Source organism: Hafnia sp. (assembly GCF_036648275.1).
GTDB classification, from domain to species: domain Bacteria; phylum Pseudomonadota; class Gammaproteobacteria; order Enterobacterales; family Enterobacteriaceae; genus Hafnia; species Hafnia alvei.
This window is the reverse complement of record NZ_JAVXIQ010000004.1, coordinates 81,268-102,341: the sequence shown is the minus strand read 5'-3', so window position 1 is coordinate 102,341 and position 21,074 is coordinate 81,268. Positions and strand designations below refer to the sequence as shown.

General features: G+C 45.9%; 16 protein-coding genes and 1 pseudogene. 8 read left to right on the top strand and 9 right to left on the bottom strand.

Features of this window, described 5'->3' with window-relative positions:
• Positions 1-510 precede the first annotated feature (510 nt).
• Together RSC70_RS05710 and RSC70_RS05705 are read right to left on the bottom strand one after the other, a co-directional pair.
• Positions 511-921: a hypothetical protein gene (locus RSC70_RS05710; protein WP_332541988.1), complete on the bottom strand. Its 411-nt coding sequence runs from the start codon at positions 919-921 to the stop codon at positions 511-513.
• 401 nt (positions 922-1,322) lie between these two features.
• The gene (locus tag RSC70_RS05705) at positions 1,323-1,922 is read right to left on the bottom strand and encodes an isochorismatase family protein (RefSeq protein ID WP_332541986.1); all 600 of its coding nucleotides are present in this window, start codon (positions 1,920-1,922) and stop codon (positions 1,323-1,325) included.
• A gap of 531 nt (positions 1,923-2,453) precedes the next feature.
• On the opposite strand from RSC70_RS05705, the gene RSC70_RS05700 reads away from it, so the two are divergent.
• The 4 genes and pseudogenes from RSC70_RS05700 (at position 2,454) to ttcA (ending at position 5,688) form a co-directional block, all read left to right on the top strand.
• Positions 2,454-2,708, top strand: coding sequence for a glycine zipper domain-containing protein (locus RSC70_RS05700; protein ID WP_052439889.1), 255 nt, complete (start codon positions 2,454-2,456; stop codon positions 2,706-2,708).
• Between the two features lie 1,026 nt (positions 2,709-3,734).
• On the top strand, positions 3,735-3,992 hold the full coding sequence (locus tag RSC70_RS21015; RefSeq protein ID WP_071842627.1) for a DUF1883 domain-containing protein: 258 nt from the start codon (positions 3,735-3,737) through the stop codon (positions 3,990-3,992).
• Positions 3,993-4,550: 558 nt separating this feature from the next.
• Positions 4,551-4,619 (top strand): annotated as a pseudogene (locus RSC70_RS05695) (hypothetical protein); the annotation flags it as partial.
• Between the two features lie 130 nt (positions 4,620-4,749).
• Positions 4,750-5,688: a tRNA 2-thiocytidine(32) synthetase TtcA gene (gene ttcA, locus RSC70_RS05690; protein WP_332541984.1), complete on the top strand. Its 939-nt coding sequence runs from the start codon at positions 4,750-4,752 to the stop codon at positions 5,686-5,688.
• 53 nt (positions 5,689-5,741) lie between these two features.
• Here ttcA and RSC70_RS05685 read toward each other — a convergent pair whose 3' ends face one another.
• The 6 genes from RSC70_RS05685 to ydiJ all read right to left on the bottom strand — a co-directional run bounded on the left by RSC70_RS05685 (position 5,742) and on the right by ydiJ (position 12,118).
• Complete coding sequence (locus RSC70_RS05685; RefSeq protein WP_332541983.1) at positions 5,742-6,437, bottom strand: ArsR/SmtB family transcription factor; 696 nt, start codon at positions 6,435-6,437, stop codon at positions 5,742-5,744.
• Positions 6,438-6,452: 15 nt separating this feature from the next.
• Complete coding sequence (locus RSC70_RS05680; protein WP_115102690.1) at positions 6,453-6,833, bottom strand: amino acid-binding protein; 381 nt, start codon at positions 6,831-6,833, stop codon at positions 6,453-6,455.
• Positions 6,834-6,839: 6 nt separating this feature from the next.
• On the bottom strand, positions 6,840-7,151 hold the full coding sequence (locus RSC70_RS05675; RefSeq protein ID WP_282807027.1) for an antibiotic biosynthesis monooxygenase family protein: 312 nt from the start codon (positions 7,149-7,151) through the stop codon (positions 6,840-6,842).
• Positions 7,152-7,503: 352 nt separating this feature from the next.
• On the bottom strand, positions 7,504-8,511 hold the full coding sequence (gene zntB, locus RSC70_RS05670) for a zinc transporter ZntB (protein ID WP_408581962.1): 1,008 nt from the start codon (positions 8,509-8,511) through the stop codon (positions 7,504-7,506).
• Positions 8,512-8,645: 134 nt separating this feature from the next.
• Complete coding sequence (gene menI, locus RSC70_RS05665) at positions 8,646-9,065, bottom strand: 1,4-dihydroxy-2-naphthoyl-CoA hydrolase (protein ID WP_046459535.1); 420 nt, start codon at positions 9,063-9,065, stop codon at positions 8,646-8,648.
• Positions 9,062-12,118 carry a D-2-hydroxyglutarate dehydrogenase YdiJ gene (gene ydiJ / locus RSC70_RS05660; RefSeq protein ID WP_332541980.1) on the bottom strand — a complete coding sequence of 1,019 codons (3,057 nt, stop codon included), beginning with the start codon at positions 12,116-12,118 and terminating at the stop codon, positions 9,062-9,064. Before ydiJ ends, menI begins: the two co-directional genes overlap by 4 nt.
• Before the next feature lie 697 nt (positions 12,119-12,815).
• Between ydiJ and ydiK the strand changes: the two genes are divergently transcribed.
• Positions 12,816-13,916, top strand: coding sequence for an AI-2E family transporter YdiK (gene ydiK / locus RSC70_RS05655; RefSeq protein ID WP_130971222.1), 1,101 nt, complete (start codon positions 12,816-12,818; stop codon positions 13,914-13,916).
• 531 nt (positions 13,917-14,447) lie between these two features.
• Here ydiK and ppsA read toward each other — a convergent pair.
• Complete coding sequence (gene ppsA, locus RSC70_RS05650) at positions 14,448-16,823, bottom strand: phosphoenolpyruvate synthase (protein ID WP_025801298.1); 2,376 nt, start codon at positions 16,821-16,823, stop codon at positions 14,448-14,450.
• A gap of 528 nt (positions 16,824-17,351) precedes the next feature.
• On the opposite strand from ppsA, the gene RSC70_RS05645 reads away from it, so the two are divergent.
• The 3 genes from RSC70_RS05645 to RSC70_RS05635 form a co-directional block, all read left to right on the top strand.
• Positions 17,352-17,699, top strand: coding sequence for a DUF3024 domain-containing protein (locus RSC70_RS05645; protein ID WP_040044993.1), 348 nt, complete (start codon positions 17,352-17,354; stop codon positions 17,697-17,699).
• Positions 17,700-17,817: 118 nt separating this feature from the next.
• Positions 17,818-18,639, top strand: a complete 822-nt coding sequence (gene ppsR, locus RSC70_RS05640) for a posphoenolpyruvate synthetase regulatory kinase/phosphorylase PpsR (RefSeq protein ID WP_025801296.1) — start codon at positions 17,818-17,820, stop codon at positions 18,637-18,639.
• Positions 18,640-18,862: 223 nt separating this feature from the next.
• Positions 18,863-21,074, top strand: a 2,212-nt coding sequence (locus RSC70_RS05635; protein ID WP_332541977.1) for a type VI secretion system Vgr family protein, incomplete at its 3' end; no start/stop codon positions are given.

Here is a 21,074-nt window from a genome sequence, read left to right as displayed (position 1 = left end):
CATTTTAATCAAATAATAAAATATTAATTTATTTACTCATTTCTAATCGATCGCTAAACAATAAAGCTATACACTCGCTGGTGGATATTTATAGTTATCGGCAATACATATCCACTACAAATGAATTCAATATTAATTAAGGACGAATTAATGAAAAAGATTTTAGCATTATTAATTGTGGCAATGCTTGGAACCGCCTCGGCATCAGCAATCGCATGTCCAAAAGGCGAGCACCCCTACGGTGGCTCCGGCTCTCATCATAAAGGCGGGTATTGTGCCTAGCATAAATACGCCTTTTTGATAGATGAGACTCTCTGTTTCGTTGAAGAAAAATCTAGAATAAAATATTTATCAGAATTCAACGCTGTCCGGTAGCCAGTTCTCCCTCTTGGGCATAAGTCATGAAGAACTACGCCAGCGTTGGATTTTTGCATCTAACTAATAACCTGTCAGACGTAGCTAGGAATATTTCCAGCTGTCATATAAATTGAAAGAACATCGAATATTTTGCTAAAAATTCATTTTATCTTTTAGAAGTTGAAAACCTGCAAACTTAAGCTTGGAGCAAAGCACATCGTTTCTCATACTAAGCGACATCGAGTACATTTCACGCGCATCAGGTTCCATGATGTTGCTATTTTCATCCAAAAATCGATATCCCTCTGCGATGTCATGATACGCAGCGGCAAGATCGTTATACTTAGTAGGTTCTTCTTTCATCAGAAAGCTTAATGCTTCTAGGCACCCTGCTCCCGTTGTTACACCAAATTTACTTTTAACCACACTGCTATTTTGCGTATCATTGTCATTAATCATTGTTGCAGCATCGTCCAAAGAAATATCTTTGGGCTCTTGTACGATACACGCACTGAGTGTGAATGATGCTAATAAAATAACAAAAAACCTACAATTCATATTCATATGACAACCGTGCAATTGCTATTAGACAGATTATACATTTTTTGTATGCACTTTTTCTGTAAATCATTCTTGATTTAGTGTGAACGAACGAGGAAGTACAGCATTTATTCGTTCAGGTTGATTTCAATACCTTCTAACTGAGGCTTACTAAGGTTCGATTCTTATTATAGATATACCGGTCTATGTATTATACACCGGCGCAAATTCGTAACAAACACAACATCTCGTCCATCAATACTTTGTAGAATACACGGTAAAACACCATAAACTTTTTTGCATAAGTTTATGTTTCACGTGCTACTAATTTCACGTGTGCTTTAGTATATTCGCGTCAATGCCCCTGGCTCCATGGGTACTTGATTTCGAGATGTGTGTTAGTCAATAAGAGTGAGTTTTAATGATTATAATTTTGAAAACAAATCTTCAAAAAGATATTCATTCAGAATTTTACCCTCGTCAGAAGCCCAGCTTTTTGCTAATTCAGCAACAATCTGCAATGTAGAGACAGGAACGGCACCTTCAGCCTCCATACGGCGCATAGCTGCGTCTTCTGCTATTTTTGTTACCGCCGCAGAAGCATCCTGAACATCAAACACATCATAACCTTCACGAAGTGCTCTGATGGTAGGAAACGTTACACATACCTCAGTCGTAATTCCCGCAATAATAATACGGCAGCGTTTTGTATTTTTAACTTCTTTTTCAAAAGCAGGATCCATAAATGCATCGACAATGCCTTCACGTTTGATTCGATTGTCATAAATATCTGGGACAATATCCTGCAACTCATGCATCAATGGCCCTTGAGCTTCAGTTTCCATACTAGTTGTCATAATCATTGGCATACCTATTGCTTTTGCGGCTTTAGTCAGCAATAAGGTATTTCTCTTCAGATCACGTAATGGAAGAGTATTTGTCCAACTCATCGTGCCGTCCTGATTATCTACTAATAAAAGCATCGCATTATCAGCAGTTAACAACTCATATTTTTCACGCTTCATTTTATTTCTTTTTAATTTAATCAAGTAATAATCTGGTTACGAAGCGATAATGGGTCATCAGTATCGGCAATGAAAACAATATTTTTTAAACAACACCGATATAATTTTGCGTATAACTATTCATTGAACTAGATAAAAATTTCTGCTCCAACTATTTTAGTCACGGAAAAATAATCCCCCTATTCACTCTATCTTTTTAATACACCTAGCAAATTTGTTTGACCAAATAGAGCAGGCGCGTGCATACGGACTGGCATAAAACTTATCAAATACCTGAACAGGCATACCCATATAAATACCTATATAAATAGAAATAGCTCGAACGTTGGAACCCGATGTAGCCGCTCGCGAATAACCAGTAGAAACCGCGGGCGCGGCTTTATGAGAACGAACAGAACCACTCAAGAGATTTAATAAATAAAATCAATAGCTTAACGCAAACATCGATATTACTATAGTCTTATAGCCAGCAGGATTCAAAATTCTCTTCTATGCTGAATAAGTCGTTTTTATTTAATAAGGAGCTAATTTATGGGTATGTTCGAAAAAGCGAAAGGCGTGGCAAATGAAGCAGCTGGTCAAGTAGAAGCATCCTATGGCGAAGCGACCAATTCACACCAACATCGATTAGAAGGACAAGCCAGACAAATTTACGGCAAAGGTCTAGGTGCAGCCTCTGACGCGATGGATACAGCAAAACAGCAAGTAGAAACAAATCCTCTTGCCTCGGTGGCTATCTCAGCCGGTATTGGCCTAATTATAGGCTATTTGCTGGGTAGAAAATAATCTTTGGCCCCTAATTTAGGGGCTTTAGTTTTACATCGTTGATAATAAATTAAGTTAGTAATTTTATATTGTTAGCATTTCCCTTCATTCGCCGTGTTCAACATGTCGGTAAGCATGGTATCTGTGTAACTCATGTGCTGCTGTCCTCTGCTAATTGATTTTTACATCGATAGATAATTGTAATTATCATCTAAAGTAATAACGTTCAAAACTACATTCCCTCTCCCATCGCAACCACCGCCAATGATTGAAATTATATTCATGCTAATAATATTCATAAGACGCTTTTGTACATGAGTACGGGGTTCGTTATCTACGGTTAAATACCTATGTGGAGAATTCCTAACAGTGTGAGACAAAATAATTATCTGCGATTTGTTTAACAAATATTTAGGAGTGCTATTATTTGTATAAATATCTCAACGAGGGCAAAACATTGAACAATGCTGTTCTCACTGCAGCTTCAGTGATACTCGCTTTCTCAGTTTCTAACTGCGATATGGGCATTCCTAAAGAAAACAAGAACACACTTAAATCTATGTACAAGAGATTAGAGGTTAGAGAGAAATTGAAGTGTGGAAGTACCCTCTCTTGTTTTTTGATGAAGCACTAAGAAAACTTGTGGTTTGGCTTAAAAAATGACTCAATCACCCGCTAGCTAGCACTTCAAAGCCCTATTCTTAGTTTTTGCATCTGCTAACCACCCCGTCTAATTAGCACCAAGTTCGGCAATGTAGCTCAGGCTGATACCCATATCAGCCTGCAGGCATGTATCGACTGGAACTTTGAGCCATTACCTTTCTAACACCTCTCTTGTTACATTAGAAAAACTGCATATTTGTTAAAATAAAGTTTATTTTTAGTTCCATTTTTATTGCACAAACGTGTTCAAGCACTCATAATCCGATTCGCCATCACATTGTTTATCAAGTGCTGCTTATCAATTTAACATTTCCCTATTTAGCTTTTTGGCACCCTTGCTTGAATTCGGATGCAAGGGCCTTTTCTCTTTTATAGGTTTTTTCTATGCCACACAGAAAACTGTTTCTACAGCAAAATTCGCTCTTACTTGTAACCTGCTCGCAGCCAGCGATGGTTTTACTCATGGATGAGCGTAATTATCACTCATACAATGATGGAGATGGGGCTAGCTACTTCGGAGGGTATTTTTGTAACTTCCCAGCAAATATTGACATTCCTCTGGAAGGAATATGGAACGTCGTTATAGAACCAGCGCACTACCAAACAGGCTCAAAATTAACGTATAGTCTCAATGTTCAATAGTTTTAACCGTTAGCCCCGAGCTAAATACAACCAACAAAAATCGTCAGATAGCGCCTGTTGATGATTGATTTAGCATGGGGCCTAGCATGAACTGCTCAAAATAAGCATCTCAAGCTGAATTAATCAATGAGTCTCCAAGATTGAATGAAACCGTTTTAAATAAATGCTCTAAACGATGTAATTCAATATCTTCCTTTAAGAAAATATAGTTGTGGTGATCGTTAAAAAGTATTGGGGCAGCCCATATGATAATTTTAACGAGGAGCATCATCATCAACATTGTTGCAACAAAACCGATAAAAAGAATCGCTGAACAGCAGATTACACATGAAAATTTCTTCATTTAAGTTAAAAAAGTCAGTTATTTGACTTAAACCATACAATTACCAAGATAAACAATTTACATACGACAGTAAAATTCATCATACAAAGATTATTAGAAATAGCTCCTTCGCGATGTAACAGTTTGAACTGTCGATTATTTATCTATAAAAACGAAATAATAAACTCTACGAAGCACTCTGCGCTTATGCTTAAAGAAAAGACTACCGTCATTTCGGGGCAATGTGGAACAAAGCTGTAAAACTCGCTGGAATTCGTCGCCGTAATCCGTACCATACACGCCACGAAGCAGAACATGCGCTAACCGCGTAGGTTAGATGCAGTTGGCCTTGCCCATCAGGCCTGATAGTCTGCCATGATTATTGCGCGTTGGGTGCTTAACCCTGCGAGCCTCATAACACCGGATACATATTCAATGTCAGAAGAACAAACCATCAACAAGAAAGATCAATACAACCTCAACAAGCTACAAAAACGCCTGCGCCGCAATGTGGGTGAAGCCATCGTCGATTACAACATGATCGAAGAAGGCGACCGTATTATGGTTTGCTTATCCGGTGGCAAAGACAGCTACACCATGCTGGAAATCCTGCGCAACCTGCAACAAAGCGCGCCTATCAATTTCAGCTTAATCGCCGTGAATCTTGATCAGAAACAGCCCGGGTTCCCCGAGGATATCCTGCCAGCGTATTTAGAAAGCATCGGCGTAGAATATAAAATCGTAGAAGAAAATACCTATGGCATAGTTAAAGAAAAGATTCCAGAAGGCAAAACCACCTGCTCACTCTGCTCTCGCCTACGTCGTGGGATCTTGTATCGCACCGCGACCGAACTGGGCGCCACTAAGATTGCATTAGGCCATCATCGTGATGACATGCTGCAAACGCTGTTCTTAAACATGTTCTACGGCGGCAAGCTGAAAGGCATGCCACCTAAATTGATGAGTGATGACGGCAAGCACATCGTTATTCGTCCGCTGGCCTACTGCCGTGAAAAAGATATTGAACGTTTCGCTGAAGCACGCGCTTTCCCAATCATTCCGTGCAACCTGTGCGGCTCACAGCCGAACTTACAGCGTCAGGTCATCAAAGATATGCTGCGTGATTGGGATCGTCGTCATCCTGGCCGCATCGAAACCATGTTTAGTGCGATGCAGAACGTAGTACCTTCGCATCTTGCTGATATCAATCTGTTTGATTTTAAAGGCATTCAGCACGGCGGCGAAGTTGTCGACGGCGGTGATTTGGCTTTTGACCGCGAAGAGCTGCCTCTGATCCCCGTCGGATTAGCTGATGATGAAGATGCACCAAACTTCGATAGCGTGGTACGTTTGGATGTCGTTGAAGTGAAATAATGACTCATCAGTAAAATAAACGCCGCGCAAAGCGGCGTTTTTATATCTGAGTGCTAGCCATCGATATTAAAAAGCCTCGCCATTGCCCTTCTGCCATCTGGCGTTATGTTTACCTTACGAAATCCTTTAACTCTTTGTATCCATTGCTTATGCTCGCAGTGTAATAGTAATTTTGCCCCAGCCTCGCCACCAAGATGAAATCGACGCTCACTCCAGTCCACACATCCACAGCAAACTTTACCTTTGGTATTCGTGTCGAGATGAATACCGAGCATTTTAAATTGTCTATGGCCTAAATCTGTTAACGAAGTTCCTTCAGAATTAAACCACCCAGCATGACTCATTGAATCATATATTTTCACCGCAACCTCCCCCGCCAAATGGTTGTAGCAGGTTCTTAGCTCTCGTAGCTCAAGTGGTGCACGTGTCTTTTGAACAGGGTTTCGCTGCCACGAAACCCCCATTATCATTTCAATAAGCTCTGCCGTTTCGTTTCCTGCTAGTCGGTAATAGCGATGCCGGCCTTGAGAAAGGCAAATAATTAACTTATTCGTCAGCAATCGGCTCAAATGTGCACTTGCCGTCGAAGCCGAGACTTCAGTAACGGCGCTCAGCTCTGTCGCTGTCCATGCCCTACCATCCATCAATGCGCAAAGAATTTTCACTCGTGATGGGTCTGACATCGCGGCAGCTACTGCTGCCATAGAAAGCTCAAGTGCATCAGCATTATCAATCAGCTCGGTATTCATGTATTGGCATCTCAATTAGGTCTGAACGGCCCATAACTCCGTGGCTTGCAGGGCAATTTTCTCATTATCTGTAATAAAAATAAGCCGATTCGCCCGATCGCAATAATGGGCTAAAACATTAACACCTTTGATCGACAACGCAGCGGTAATTTCCCCCAATCGATCCTGCTGAAATCCTACAATCAAAGGATGCTGGATATGGCAAACGCGAAAGCCCTCACCCTCGAGTACAGCCTTCGTTCGGTGTCCATTACCGACCAGAAAATGCACATGGCAATGTCCTTCTACCGCTAATACACATCCCCCCTCAACCCTAATACCATTAAGTGCAAGGATCTTGTTTAACCAAGCCAACTCACCCGGTGCATTTTTCAACACAATATGGATATCATGCATATTTGCTTATCCTTTATCTTCTGAAGAATAAGCTCTAGCAACATGAGCAACTCGGATTGTATAGTTTAAGAAAATGGATTCACGCCCCTCAATCTGAGCTGCCTGATGGAAAACATTATTCCTCCACGCTAACACCGCATTTTCATCACGCCACCACGACAGTGACAGAATTTTTCCTTGCACAGTCAAACTTTGAAAACGTTCGATACTGATGAATCCCTCGATCTCTTCTAACAATGGTCTGAGTTCATTAGCGAGCTGTAAGTAACGCTCCTGCTGATTTGGGTTGGTTTTTGCCTCAAAGATTACCGCGATCATGATTTCTCTCCGCTCCGTAGATAAGCGTTAAGTTAGCGGTTTATAGAGGTAATGCTTCGTTGGAAAACGAAATATGCAAGGCAGTAGTGGAAATAGATTAGTTTGAGAAGGCAAAAAAAATGCCGACTAAAAGTCGGCATGTTACGAATTAAATGTGCTATGCAATAATTCAAAAAATTAGGAAGTAAGACAATATGGAGCGCAACGCCCATCGCTTGGCGTTGCATTCACCTGCGAAATGAAGTTTGCCCTACCTCTAAAGTATAAATGTTGATATGGCTCAATATCGCGGGCTGTTTTGGCTATTCATACCGATTTCTTTGATTTGCCACAAAAATTCCGCCGTGAGTATTTACAACCATTTACTACGTTTTAACCAGACCACAACGAAAACACACAACAAAACTAGCAAAAAGCAGAACGTAGCAAACGCAACCGGCGACGTATTACCAGGAATACCACCTAAGTTCACCCCAAAAAGCCCGGTTAAAAATGTCGTTGGCAGGAACAGCATGGCCAGCAACGACATCGTATAGGTACGGCGGTTCATCGCATCCGCCATCAGGTTTGAAATTTCATCAGCCAGAATAGCAGTACGCGCAATGCTGCCGTCTAAGTCATCCAAGCCACGGCCAAGACGATCTGAAATATCCTGCATACGGCGGCGATCGTCATCGGTCATCCACGGTAAACGTTCACTGGCCAAGCGGGCAAAAACATCGCGCTGTGGCGCCATATAGCGACGTAGCACAATCAGCTGTTTGCGAATTAGCGCAAGCTGTCCACGCTCAGGAACCTGTTGGTCGAGCAGATTGTCTTCAAGATCGATAATTTTATCATGCAGGTCTTCAATGAATTCGCTGGCATGGTCAGTTAGCGCATCGGCAACCTGTACTAATAAATCGCCGCTGCTCACAGGGCCAGTGCCGTTTTGCAGATCGGTCAGCACTTCGTCAATGGCATACACTTTACGATGGCGCGTCGACACCACCAGCTTACCCGTCATATAGAGGCGTATTACCACCAATTGATCGGGGCGTGAATCGTTATTGAAGTTAATGCTACGCAGCGTAATCATGGTGCCGTCGCCCAAGCGTGTCACGCGCGGACGCATGCTTTCACCGCCCAGACACTCGCGTACGGAGTCAGGCAACAACACAGAGTTTGTCAGCCAGCGTTGAGTTTCTTGGCGCGCATAATCCAAATGTAGCCAACAAGGATGTTCGCAGGTCGCCTGCGTGAGATCCGTAACCGGAACGCTTCCACCTTTGCCGTCGAGCTGCAAAGCATAAACAGCATCCTGAATTTTTAACTGTTCACCCGAAATGACATTAGTATCAGTCACGGCATCCTCTTTCAGTCGCAAAAAAACGATATCTAATACTAGCCTTAACGTTTTGAAATTTAAACCTTCAGGGAAATTTCACTCAGTATATGGCGTAAATAGATACGCCCTTCAGCTTGACTAAAGGGCGTAGCGATAAGATTCATGATTTAAGCGGGATCAATCACCGCGGTCGTTAGCCGAGAGGTGCAGCATAAGCGATTTTGCTGATCAAAAATTTCTATCTGCCACACCTGATGGCGTCGACCAACATGTACGGCCTTACACACGCCTCGAACTCGCCCTTCACGCACCGCACGAATGTGATTAGCATTAATTTCTAAGCCAACCACTTGCTGCTTACCTTCACTACACAGATAGCCAGCCAGCGAGCCTAGCGTTTCGGCTAATACCACTGAAGCCCCGCCATGCAGCAAGCCGAAAGGCTGCGTCGTGCGACGATCGACCGGCATCGTCCCTTCGAGTTCATCATCACCCATACGGGTAATTTGGATATCAAGATGGCCGACCATACAATCGGCACCGGTTTGATTAAGCTGCTCAAGCGTTGCCGCACGTTTCCAAATCATCGAACAATCTCCAAAAGTGCCTGTAGTGGATGGCGTAATCCGTTTCCTTCAATGCGTTTAACCTGGCTGCGGCAAGAATAGCCAGGAGCAAGACAGCGCTGACGCGGCAAGCGTTGCAGTGCCTGATGCCACGATAGCTCATAAATGCCCAGCGAGTTAGCGAGGTTCTTACTCTCATGGCCATAAGTTCCAGCCATGCCACAGCATCCAACGCTGACATTTTCTAAGGTAGCGCCATAGCGGGCAAATATTTTCTGCCACTGCTGTGTGCTGGCAGGCAAGGCCGTCGTTTCAGTACAGTGTCCGAACAAGTACCATGACTCCCCCGTTTGTGGCGGTGTCTCCTGCGGCTGAGGCAATGCTTTTTGCAGCCACTCGTGAACCAACTGCACGCTGAAATCTCCCCGCTGGTCACCTAAAATCTCACGATACTCATCGCGGTAGCACAGCACCAACGCGGGATCGACACCCACCATTGGCATTCCCAAACGCGCAACGCGATTGAGAAAGTCTGCCGTTTTTTGGGCAGTTTTGGCAAAACGAGTGAGGAAGCCTTTGATATGCTGAGCCTTGCCATTCGGCGAAAACGGCAGTAGGACGGGCTGAAATCCTAAGCGTTCAACCAAGCGAACAAAATCTGCCACTACCTGAGCATCATAGTAAGTCGTGAAGGGATCCTGCACGATCAACACATGGCGCTGGCGATCTTGCTCGCCCAGTTTTTCGAGCTGTTCCAAGGTGGTTTGATAGGCACTGTGACCTGCTAGCGACTGCTTAAGCGTTGGCGTCGACAGTAACGGTAAATCCACCATGCCAATCCGTTTTTCACTCATACTACGCAGCCACGGCTGGCTGAAGAAGAAGTTAAATACCTTAGGCGCCTTCGCCATCAACGGTGTGTAGCTTTCAACGCCTGCGACCAGATAGTCACGTACCGGCCGCAGATAACGCGTGTGATATAGCTGTAAAAACTTGGCGCGAAAACCGGGAACATCAATTTTGATCGGGCATTGGGTTGAACAGGCTTTGCAGGCCAAACAGCCTGACATGGCGTCTTTGACCTCGTGCGAGAAATCATATTCGCCTTTTTTGGCGTGCCAAGAATTACGTGTTTTTTCAATCATTCCGCGCACGGTTGATCGTTCACCCAATTTTTGTTCAAGGGTTAACGGGTCGACTCCCTGCTCGGAAAGCAATCGCAGCCATTCGCGCACCAGCGTAGCTCGGCCTTTAGGCGAATGAATTCTATCGCCGGTGATTTTCATCGACGGACACATGGGGCTGCGCACATCAAAGTTAAAGCACAAGCCATTGCCGTTGCACTCCATCGCACCACGATATTCAGTTCGCACCTGAAGCGGAATGCGTCTGTCGAAGGTTCCACGCTTTTGGGCATCGACCTGCATCATCGGTTCATCGCAGTCGAGTGGAGAACAAATTTTCCCCGGATTCAGGCGATTGTCCGGATCAAACGCGGCTTTGATGCGGCGCAATTCGGTAAACAACGTGTCACCAAAGAATTCAGGGCTGTATTGAGCACGAAAACCTTTACCATGCTCTCCCCACAGCAAGCCACCGTACTTGGCCGTGAGTTCAACCACTTTATCGGATAGCGTTTCCATCAGCATTTCCTGCTGAGGATCGCACATATCTAAGGCAGGTCGCACATGCAAAACGCCCGCATCAACGTGACCAAACATGCCATAGGCTAAATTGTGGCTATCGAGCAACGCGCGAAACTCAGCAATATAATCGGCCAGATGCTGTGGTGGTACGCAAGTATCCTCCACGAAAGGGATCGGCTTAGCCTGCCCCTTCGCATTACCCAGTAGCCCCACCGCTTTTTTGCGCATCGCATAGATGCGTTCTATACCCGAGAGATCTTCGCAAACTTGATAGCCGATCACCCCAGCTTGCTGTGCCGCTATCAGCTCGTCCATGCGTTGGCATAATGAAGCAACACGCGCATCAATCAACGCCAGATCGTCACCGGCAAACTCAACGATATTGAGCCCCAGCATCTCTTTATTGGGAACATCTAAAATCATTTCGCTAACGGAATGCCAAACAATGTCTTCACGCGCCAGATTCAGAACCCGTGAATCCACGGTTTCCACCGACAACGCCTTTGCCTCAACCATATAAGGCGCGTTACGCAGCGCAGAATCGAAGGAGTCATATTTAATATTCACCAACCGCCGCACTTTCGGGATCGGAGTTATATCGAGTTTGGCTTCTGTCACGAACGCCAGAGTCCCTTCAGATCCTGTGATAATGCGCGTCAGGTCAAACGTTTGCATATCATCGCTAAATACGTGGCGCAAATCATAGCCGGTTAGAAAACGGTTTAACGCGGGGAATTTATCAATAATCAGCGTGCGGTTATTTCGGCAGGAATCCACCACTGCGCGATAGATTTTTCCTCCCAGTGAGCCGCTTTGCGCAAGTTTTTCCGCCAGTTCGACCGGGATGGGAGCGGTATCCAGAAGCTCGCCGCCCAGCAAAACAGTTCGCAGCCCTAATACATGATCAGACGTTTTGCCATACACCAGTGAGCCTTGCCCTGAAGCATCGGTGTTTATCATCCCCCCAAGCGTGGCACGATTACTGGTGGAAAGTTCTGGTGCAAAAAAGTAGCCGAAAGGCTTTAAATATTGATTTAGCTGATCTTTGATAACCCCAGCTTCAACCCTTACCCAGCCTTCTTCTGGGTTAATCTCCAGAATACGATTCATGTGGCGTGACATATCCACCACAATACCGCGGTTTAGGGATTGTCCGTTAGTCCCTGTACCGCCACCGCGCGGAGTAAACACCAGCGAGCGATAGCGCTCTTCACTTGCTACGCGAGCAATCAATGCCACATCGGGCGTGGAACGAGGGAACAGCACCGCATCCGGTAATAATTGATAAATACTGTTGTCGGTGGCCATCGTCAGGCGCGCCGCATAGCTAGTATCCATATCGCCGGTAAAACCGTTACTTTTCAGCGATTGCAAGAAGTCCAGCACCAGTTGAACGAGTCCTGGTGCCTGAGAAATTTGTGGGATCATCCGTCTCAACCCTGTCATGGTTGCTTATCAAATAAGGCTTATCAAAGCGTGCTCACATCGAAACTGTCTGCATCTATGCGCAGTGCCTGAATCTGAAAGGCAGATCCACCCTTTTTTATTATTCATGCGCTTCGCTGAATGGCTTATGTGCAAAGCATGAACCTAAGAAGCTATCACAAAAAAAGCGTGGATGCCGATGTCAGCGGCAACAAAATTTACCCTTTGATAACAATACGATTGCAACTACACCAAATATATCGCTGGCTAAACGCGATGTGAGTCGAACATTCTACTGAGCACTCACGCCTTCTCACTTTGCCTATAAAAATCAGAATCTCAATTTTCTTAATGTTTCGTTAAGGTTCGAAATCGATACTGCAACTCTGATTATTTCATTAGGTGCATTTTATGTCTTATTTCCCTAAAACCTCTGTGGAATTTTGTGCTCAGCTATTTGCCGTAGTAACGACAGTGGCATTTATCGTCCATTATTTCACCAGCAACTAAGTGGCATCCGCGTAAGCCCTTTGCTTATCGCTTTCAGCTGCCGTGAGATATCTGCTTATAAGATTGAATATCCACGCTTAAATTACATCCACCTGCTATGCTTTCTTACATAGTGACGCTAGGGTTTTTACCCGTGATGGGTCATCATAGGCATAGGGAACTCAATGTTCTATTTTAGGATGGATTTCAAATGTATAAACCGCAGCACAAATACGATCTCCCCCGCATCATGTTCGGGGTTCTGTTTGTATCGTTGATGATTGTCGCCTGCCTTTGGGTGGTGCAACCATTTATTCTTGGATTCGCATGGGCCAGCATGATTGTTATCGCCACTTGGCCAGTGCTAATTAAATTGCAGAATATATTTTGGGGTAAGCGCTGGATTGCAGTGTTGCTCATGACGTTATTATTACTGCTACTCTTCATTATTCCTATTGCCCTCGTGATAGGCAGCCTTATTGATAATAGCGGCCCTGTTCTTGAGTGGGCATCGTCCGCGAAAAACTGGTCTATTCCCGATCTGCTTTGGTTAAAAAGCATTCCTGCCGTTGGGCACAAACTGTATAACAGCTGGCATTCAATGTTAGCCGGTGGCGGCAGCATTATTATTGCCAAAATACAGCCCTACATTGGTCAAACCATCACGTGGTTTGTTGCTCAAGCCGCGCATGTCGGTTCATTCGTATTGCATTGTTCACTGATGCTGCTATTCAGTGCGCTGCTCTATAGCCGTGGCGAAGATGTCGCCTTAGGTATCCGCCATTTTGCTGTTCGCCTTGGCTCTGAACGTGGCGATGCGGCGGTAGTTCTTGCCGCTCAAGCTATCCGCGCCGTTGCGCTCGGCGTGGTGGTCACCGCGCTGGTACAATCGGTTCTCGGCGGTATTGGTCTGGCGATTAGCGGAATTGGCTACGCCACGCTGCTCACGGTGCTCATGTTCATTTGTTGTTTGGCACAGCTTGGGCCATTGATAGTGCTGGTTCCCGCCATCATCTGGCTGTATTGGAGTGGTGACACCACATGGGGAACGGTACTGCTAGTGTGGAGCTGTGTGGTAGGTACGCTGGACAACTTCCTGCGTCCTGCGCTGATTCGCATGGGTGCTGATTTGCCGATGATACTCATTTTGTCTGGCGTTATCGGCGGTCTGTTGGCCTTCGGCATGATCGGTCTATTTATCGGTCCGGTGGTACTTGCCGTTTCTTACCGCTTGGTCTCTGCCTGGGTACATGAAGCGCCTGAGCCGGTGAAAGACGTCGAACAGGTAGCGCGTGAATTAGATCAGCTCTAAGCAGAATCAAAAACATCGATATATCATCACGGGGCCAATGGCCCCGTTTTTAATTAAGACTATTCACAACTCGCAGCATTTATTTTCAATACACAAGCGACACAATTAAGAATATCCTTAAGTTTTTTCTTAAATTAATCATAAATAAATATTTATCTTTTTTATTTGTGGTTAATTATCCAACCATTAAAGATTATTCTTAAATATGCTGAAAACAAACTATCGTAATAACTAAAAATGGGTTATATAATATAACCTATTCTGATTCAGATGATTCTTAAAGACGATCTAAGCCACCATACCTATCATGTTCAGTAACTTAGATTGCTAAGTACCCCTAAAGGAGCCGCTTTGTTTAAGCGTAACTTCTTACCGAATTGCTGTGTGTAGTCTTTGCCCATCTCCCTATGATGGGCTTTTTTTTTATTATTTTTCCAGCCTAATAAATCATCGAAAATATCTTAAATTATAAAAAAAGCGACTGTAAATAACAGTCGCTCAATTTAAGATTCGTTTAATTTATAGCCGAATCTATTTTTCTGACAAATTAATCCACGTTTGAACTACCGTATCTGGATTTAAGGATAAACTATCAATACCTTCATCCATCAACCAGCGCGCAAAATCTTCGTGATCTGAAGGACCCTGCCCGCAAATACCCACGTATTTTCCTTGAGCCTTAGCCGCTCTGATCGCCATAGAAAGCAGTGCTTTGACAGCCTCATTGCGTTCATCAAACAGCTCAGAAACCACACCGGAATCACGGTCCAAGCCCAGCGTTAGCTGAGTCATATCGTTTGAGCCAATGGAGAAACCATCGAAATGTTCAAGGAACTGATCGGCCAACAGGGCATTTGATGGAATTTCACACATCATAATGACCTTAAGATCGTTCTCACCGCGTTTAAGCCCTTCCGACGCCAGTTGCTTAACCACCGCTTCAGCCTGAGCAACCGTACGAACAAATGGGATCATAACTTCAACGTTAGTCAGCCCCATATCATTACGGACGCGTTTTACCGCGGCACATTCCAGTGCAAAGCAATCTTTAAAGCTGTCTGCAACGTAACGGCCCGCACCACGGAAGCCCAGCATTGGGTTCTCTTCATGTGGCTCATAGCGCTCACCGCCCACCAGATTGGCATACTCATTGGACTTAAAGTCAGACAGGCGCACGATAACGCGTTTTGGCCAGAATGCAGCCGCCAGCGTGGCGATCCCTTCCGTTAAGCGGCCGATGTAAAACTCGACGGGGCTATCATAGCCTTGCATCATCTGCTTAATCTCCGCCTGAGTCTCAGCATCTTGCTGGTCAAACTCGAGCAGAGCACGCGGATGCACGCCAATCATGCGGTTAATGATGAACTCCAAGCGCGCAAGACCCACACCCTCGTTAGGAAGGCGAGCAAAGTCAAAGGCACGGTCCGGGTTACCAATGTTCATCATAATCTTCAACGGCAGATCAGGCATGGTCGAAACCTGAGAACTATGCACCGTGAAGTCCAGCATATCGCTGTAAACATAGCCGGTATCGCCTTCGGCACAGGAAACTGTGACTTTCTGACCGTCACGCAAATGTTCCGTGGCATCGCCACAGCCCACCACTGCAGGAATACCCAGTTCACGTGCGATAATGGCCGCGTGACAGGTACGTCCGCCTCGGTTGGTAACAATGGCCGATGCTTTCTTCATGATTGGTTCCCAATCAGGATCGGTCATATCCGTCACCAGCACATCACCCGGCTCAATGCGGTTCATTTCACTGATGTCATGGATAACTTTTACCGGCCCAGCACCAATGCGATGACCGATGGCTCGGCCTTCGGTAAGGACTTCGCTGTGGCCCGTCAGTTGGTAGCGCTCCATCACTTGTTCATTGGAACGAACGGTTTCTGGGCGCGCCTGAACGATAAACAGCTTACCGGTGTGTCCATCTTTCGCCCACTCGATATCCATTGGGCGACCATAGTGTTGCTCAATCATTAGCGCCTGATGCGCCAACTGCTCCACTTCATGATCGTTCAAACTAAAGCGATTGCGTGCGTCATCTTCAACATCTTCAATGCGAACCTGTTTGCCGTGCTCTTGGCTTTCGGCATACACCATTCGGATTTTCTTCGAACCCATGGTGCGACGCACAATCGCAGGTTTACCCTTTTGCAGCGTCGGTTTGTGAACGTAAAACTCATCAGGGTTTACCGCACCCTGCACCACCATTTCGCCCAGACCGTAGGCTGAAGTAATGAAAACAACCTGATCGAAGCCCGATTCGGTATCAATGGTGAACATCACACCCGCAGCAGCTAAATCCGAGCGCACCATCAGCTGCACGCCCGCAGAGAGTGCAACGCCACGATGGTCATAGCCTTGATGCACACGATAAGAAATGGCGCGATCGTTAAACAGCGAGGCAAAAACATGCTTCACCGCTACCATCACCGCGTCGATACCTTGAACGTTGAGGAAAGTTTCTTGCTGACCGGCAAATGATGCGTCAGGCATATCTTCAGCCGTCGCGGATGAACGCACGGCAAAAGACGCATCGGCATTATCTTGTGCCAGTTGTTGATAAGCACTACGAATGTCACGCTCTAATGCTGGAGTAAATGGCGTTTCAACGACCCACTGACGGATCTGTGCGCCCGCTTTGGCCAGTTGTGTTACGTCATCAATATCTGTCTTATCCAGCAAATCATAAATACGCTGGTTAACACCGCTTTGTTCCAGAAAATCATTGAATGCCTGTGCGGTAGTAGCAAAACCATTAGGCACCGAAACACCAAGCTCAGACAGATTGGTGATCATTTCTCCCAGAGAGGCATTCTTGCCCCCCACCCGATCAACATCGTGCATGCCGAGCTGGTTGTACCAAAGCACGTTATGCAAGTCAGGGCCATTACTAGACATCGAGACAATCCTTTTCACATTCAAAGATGGGTACAGAAAATAATTGTGGCCGTAAATCCGGCGTTTTCAGACTAGCACAATGTGGGGTTTCGCCAAGACAGGTGAATCGATCCACCTATTGGTGAATATCATGAATTTTCTTCAAACCGCACTTTTCTACTCAGAATTGCTGAAATCCGTCAGCAAAAAACCATAGAAAGCTGAAGGACAATCGGTTTGATACAGGCAAACGATTTCCTTGGTTAATTAGTCCATATCCACACAGATAAAACTGAAAAACCAGTGCCCAGAAGGCTTTGAATAGCTATTAATCAATTTTAGTGTTAATTTACTGCGTGATTAGTCAATTTCAGTAATTAAACGCATTCAATAATTTTCATCAATGGATGAGTTCCTGACACGTTTTCCCCTCAAACGTTATCCTTCTGGCTAATCAATCCGTCACCACGCGTATCTGTTTTTATCCCGTTCTATCGAGTTAGTTGTTTAAACATCACAGCAAAAGATTTTACATTTAAGGTTATTGCCATGATTTTTACCGATTTAGAGCTCCAAGATATTAAACGCTGTATGGATTTATTTTTATCGAAGCGTCGCCCTGCCGAAAACCTGCGCCATGAAAATGACCTTTCATATCGAATTACGGGCCATGACATCGACATTTTTGAGCTACACGCCTCAGACGAAGGTAAGAAGCCCAAAATGGTTGAACAGCCTTCTATAAAAGTGACCTATGTAGAAGACTCCAAACAATGGACCCTCTACTGGATGCGCCCTAATGCCGAATGGCATCTCTATCAAGACGATGCAGTCCCCTCTTTCAGTATTGCGATGCGTATTGTCGATCGTGATGAATTTGGCTGCTTCTTCGGTTAAAAGCATGCCGCTAAAGCATGTTTTCGCATGCTTGCAGTTTGAAATATAAAATATGTAAATAAAATGTGAGTGCGCTAGAGTAGGAACTACGTCAGAAAAATCCCTACAGGAGCGCGGAGTGGAAAGAAGCGTATTTTATATTTCAGATGGCACGGCAATTACCGCCGAAGTTCTCGGTCACGCGGTACTGTCGCAGTTTCCCGTCGACATCACCTCATTTACCCTACCCTTTGTAGAAACTGAAACTCGTGCCGAAGCGGTCTGCCAGCAAATTAACGATATCTATCAACGTACCGGATCACGCCCGCTAGTCTTCTATTCCATTGTCTCGCCTAAAATTCGCGAAATTATTCACAGCAGCGAAGGCTTTTGTCAGGACATCGTTCGGGCGCTGGTGGCACCGTTGCAGGATGAATTAGGCATGAATCCAGTTCACGTCGCCAATCTCACCCACGGTCTGACTGAACATAACCTACTAAAGTATGATGCCCGTATCGCCGCCATTGACTACACGTTAGCGCACGACGATGGCATCTCTCTGCGTAATCTCGATCAGGCACAGGTCATCTTACTCGGCGTTTCTCGCTGTGGAAAAACCCCCACTAGCCTTTATCTCGCCATGCAGTTCGGTATCCGCGCCGCGAACTATCCTTTTACCGCCGATGACATGGATAACCTCCAACTGCCGCCCGCGATTAAAGCCTATCAACATAAGCTTTTTGGCCTAACGATAAACCCTGACCGACTTGCCGCGATTCGCGAAGGACGCCGAGAAAATAGCCGTTATGCCTCGATGCGTCAGTGCCGACTGGAACTAGCCGAAGTTGAAGCCTTGTATCGCAAAAATCAAATCCGCTATCTCAACACCACCAATCACTCAGTCGAAGAGATTGCCACCAAGATCCTCGATACGCTGGGGCTGAGCCGACGGATGTATTAGTTCACCTATCCTATTTAAACGCCGACGTTGACTGCTCGGCGTTTATACCTTTGCTGTTCCCAGCATTAAATCTGCATTAAATAACCATTAATATTCATTACAATCAAATAGTTAAACTCATTGGCATAATTAATTAACTACATACAAAGCCCATCAAGCACGATATTTTCCCCTCCACGATTTTCTACTTCCCCAATAGAGCTTCTATAAGGAACGTTGCACCATGCCAATGGATACTGGTCTCTATTTTTCCTGTCAAATCGGTGCCCTACCGATTGAGACGTTTGACGTTGCCGAATTCAACTTGAGCGAAGGGTTATCGGAGTTGTTTACGCTCACCCTCACGTTGGTCAGCACGTCAGATAGCATCGATATGCAGTCACAGCTGCTACAAAGTGCCGTGTTGACCATCACCGTTGATGGCGATGTTAAACGCATCGTCACCGGCGTCGTTACCAGCGCCGAACAGGGAGATTCCGGCTTTCGCCGCACCTATTATTATCTCACCGTGCGCCCCGCCATGTGGGTGATGACGCTTGATCAAGACAGCCGCATTTATCATCAAAAATCAGTACCTGACCTACTGACTGAATTACTCAAGCAGCATTGTGTTCAGGGCAGCTGTGTGATGATGAAAGACGCACACCCAGCACATGAGTATGTGACACAAAAGCGCGAATCAGGCTTCGAATTCTTCACCCGTATGGCGGCCGAAGAAGGTTTTGTCTTTTGGTTTGAACCCAAAGGCTTGTGCTACAGCGACAGCTATTTAGGCATGGTAACGGGCAGTACCCTAACCTATAACCCGCACCCAAAAGGCGCTGTTTCTGGCGATATCATTTCTCAATGGCGCTTTGGGGCGCACATGCGCCCGCAAAAAACCGTGCAAAAAGACCGCAACTACCTTAATCCTGCCGACCGTTTGCAGCTCGATGGTTGGCCTAACGGCAGTTCGCGTAAACCGACTTCTTTTTCAGTCTTTGAAAGCTATGGCCGTTTTCAAAACGACGGCGAAGCAACCCCGTTAACCAAATATCGTATTGAACAACTGCAAGCTGACAGCCGCACGGGAACCGGTCAGTCTAACTGCGCCGCCTTGATGCCGGGCGAGATTTTTACGCTCACCGAGCACCCCGTTGCCGCCATGAATGACAAATGGCAAATCGTCGCCATTGAGCATCATGGGAAAATGCCTGAAGCGCTTGAGCAAGATAACGGCGAGCATCATCAGGGAACCACGCTAACGAATCATTTTCGCTTCATTCCGGGGAGAACTGATTGGCGCGCTCCCTACCGCTACAAACCTACCGCCGACGGCGACGAAGTGGCAACCGTGGTGGGGCCCGCTGGTGAAGAGATCTATGTGAATGAAGATGGCTGCATTCGCGTGCATTTTCACTGGGATCGTTATAACCCAGCGGATGAAAAAGCATCGTGTTGGATACGCGTATCGCAAGGCTGGAACGGCAGCGGCTTCGGCATGATGGCCATTCCACGTATCGGACAAGAGGTGATCGTCTCTTACCTTAACGGCGATGTCGATCGTCCTATCGTCACCGGAATGACCTACAACGCGCTCAATCATCCCCCGTATGCCTTACCCGCCAATAAAACCAAAACCGTTTTGCGCAGTAAAACTCTGAAAGGCCAAGGCTATAACGAGCTCTCTTTCGAAGATACCTCCGGCAAAGAAGAACTCTATTTACGTGCTCAAAAAGACTTCCACGCCCGTGTTGAAAACGACGCGCAATGGCAAATTCTGCGCGACCAGCATCACAAAATAGAACGAGATCAAATTACCGAGCTAACCCGTGATCGCCACGAAATCATTCAGGGAGAAATGCGCAGCAAAATCAGCGGTGATGTTTCGCTTGAGATAGGGGCAAGTCTGCAACAAAAGGTCGGAAAATCCCACATCGTGAAGGCCAGCAAAGAAATCCACTACAGCGCCGGTAGCAAAGTCGTTATTGATGCAGGAACCGAGTTAACCCTCAAAGCCGGTGGGAAATTTATCACGCTCAATCCATCAGGCATTTATATGTCTGCAGGCGTGCACATCGGTACAGGCTCCGCGGGGAGCGGCTCCGCACTCTCCATAAAATCTCCTCTTGAGGCGCTGAAATTAGCCGTGCCGCCACCGCTAACCCCAGCCCAGCTAGAAACGTTCGAGGCCGAAGCGCCCTATTGTGAAGAATGTGAAAAATGCAAAGACGGCGGCTGTGGGTTTGGTGATGACGGTGGAACTGGTGGAACTGGCGGAACCGGCGGAACTGGTGGAACTGGTGGAACTGGTGGAACTGGTGGAACTGGTGGAACTGGTGGAACTGGCGGAACTGGTGGAACTGGCGGAACTGGCGGAACTGGCGGAACTGGCGGAACTGGCGGAACTGGTGGAACTGGTGGAACTGGTGGAACTGGTGGAACTGGTGGAACTG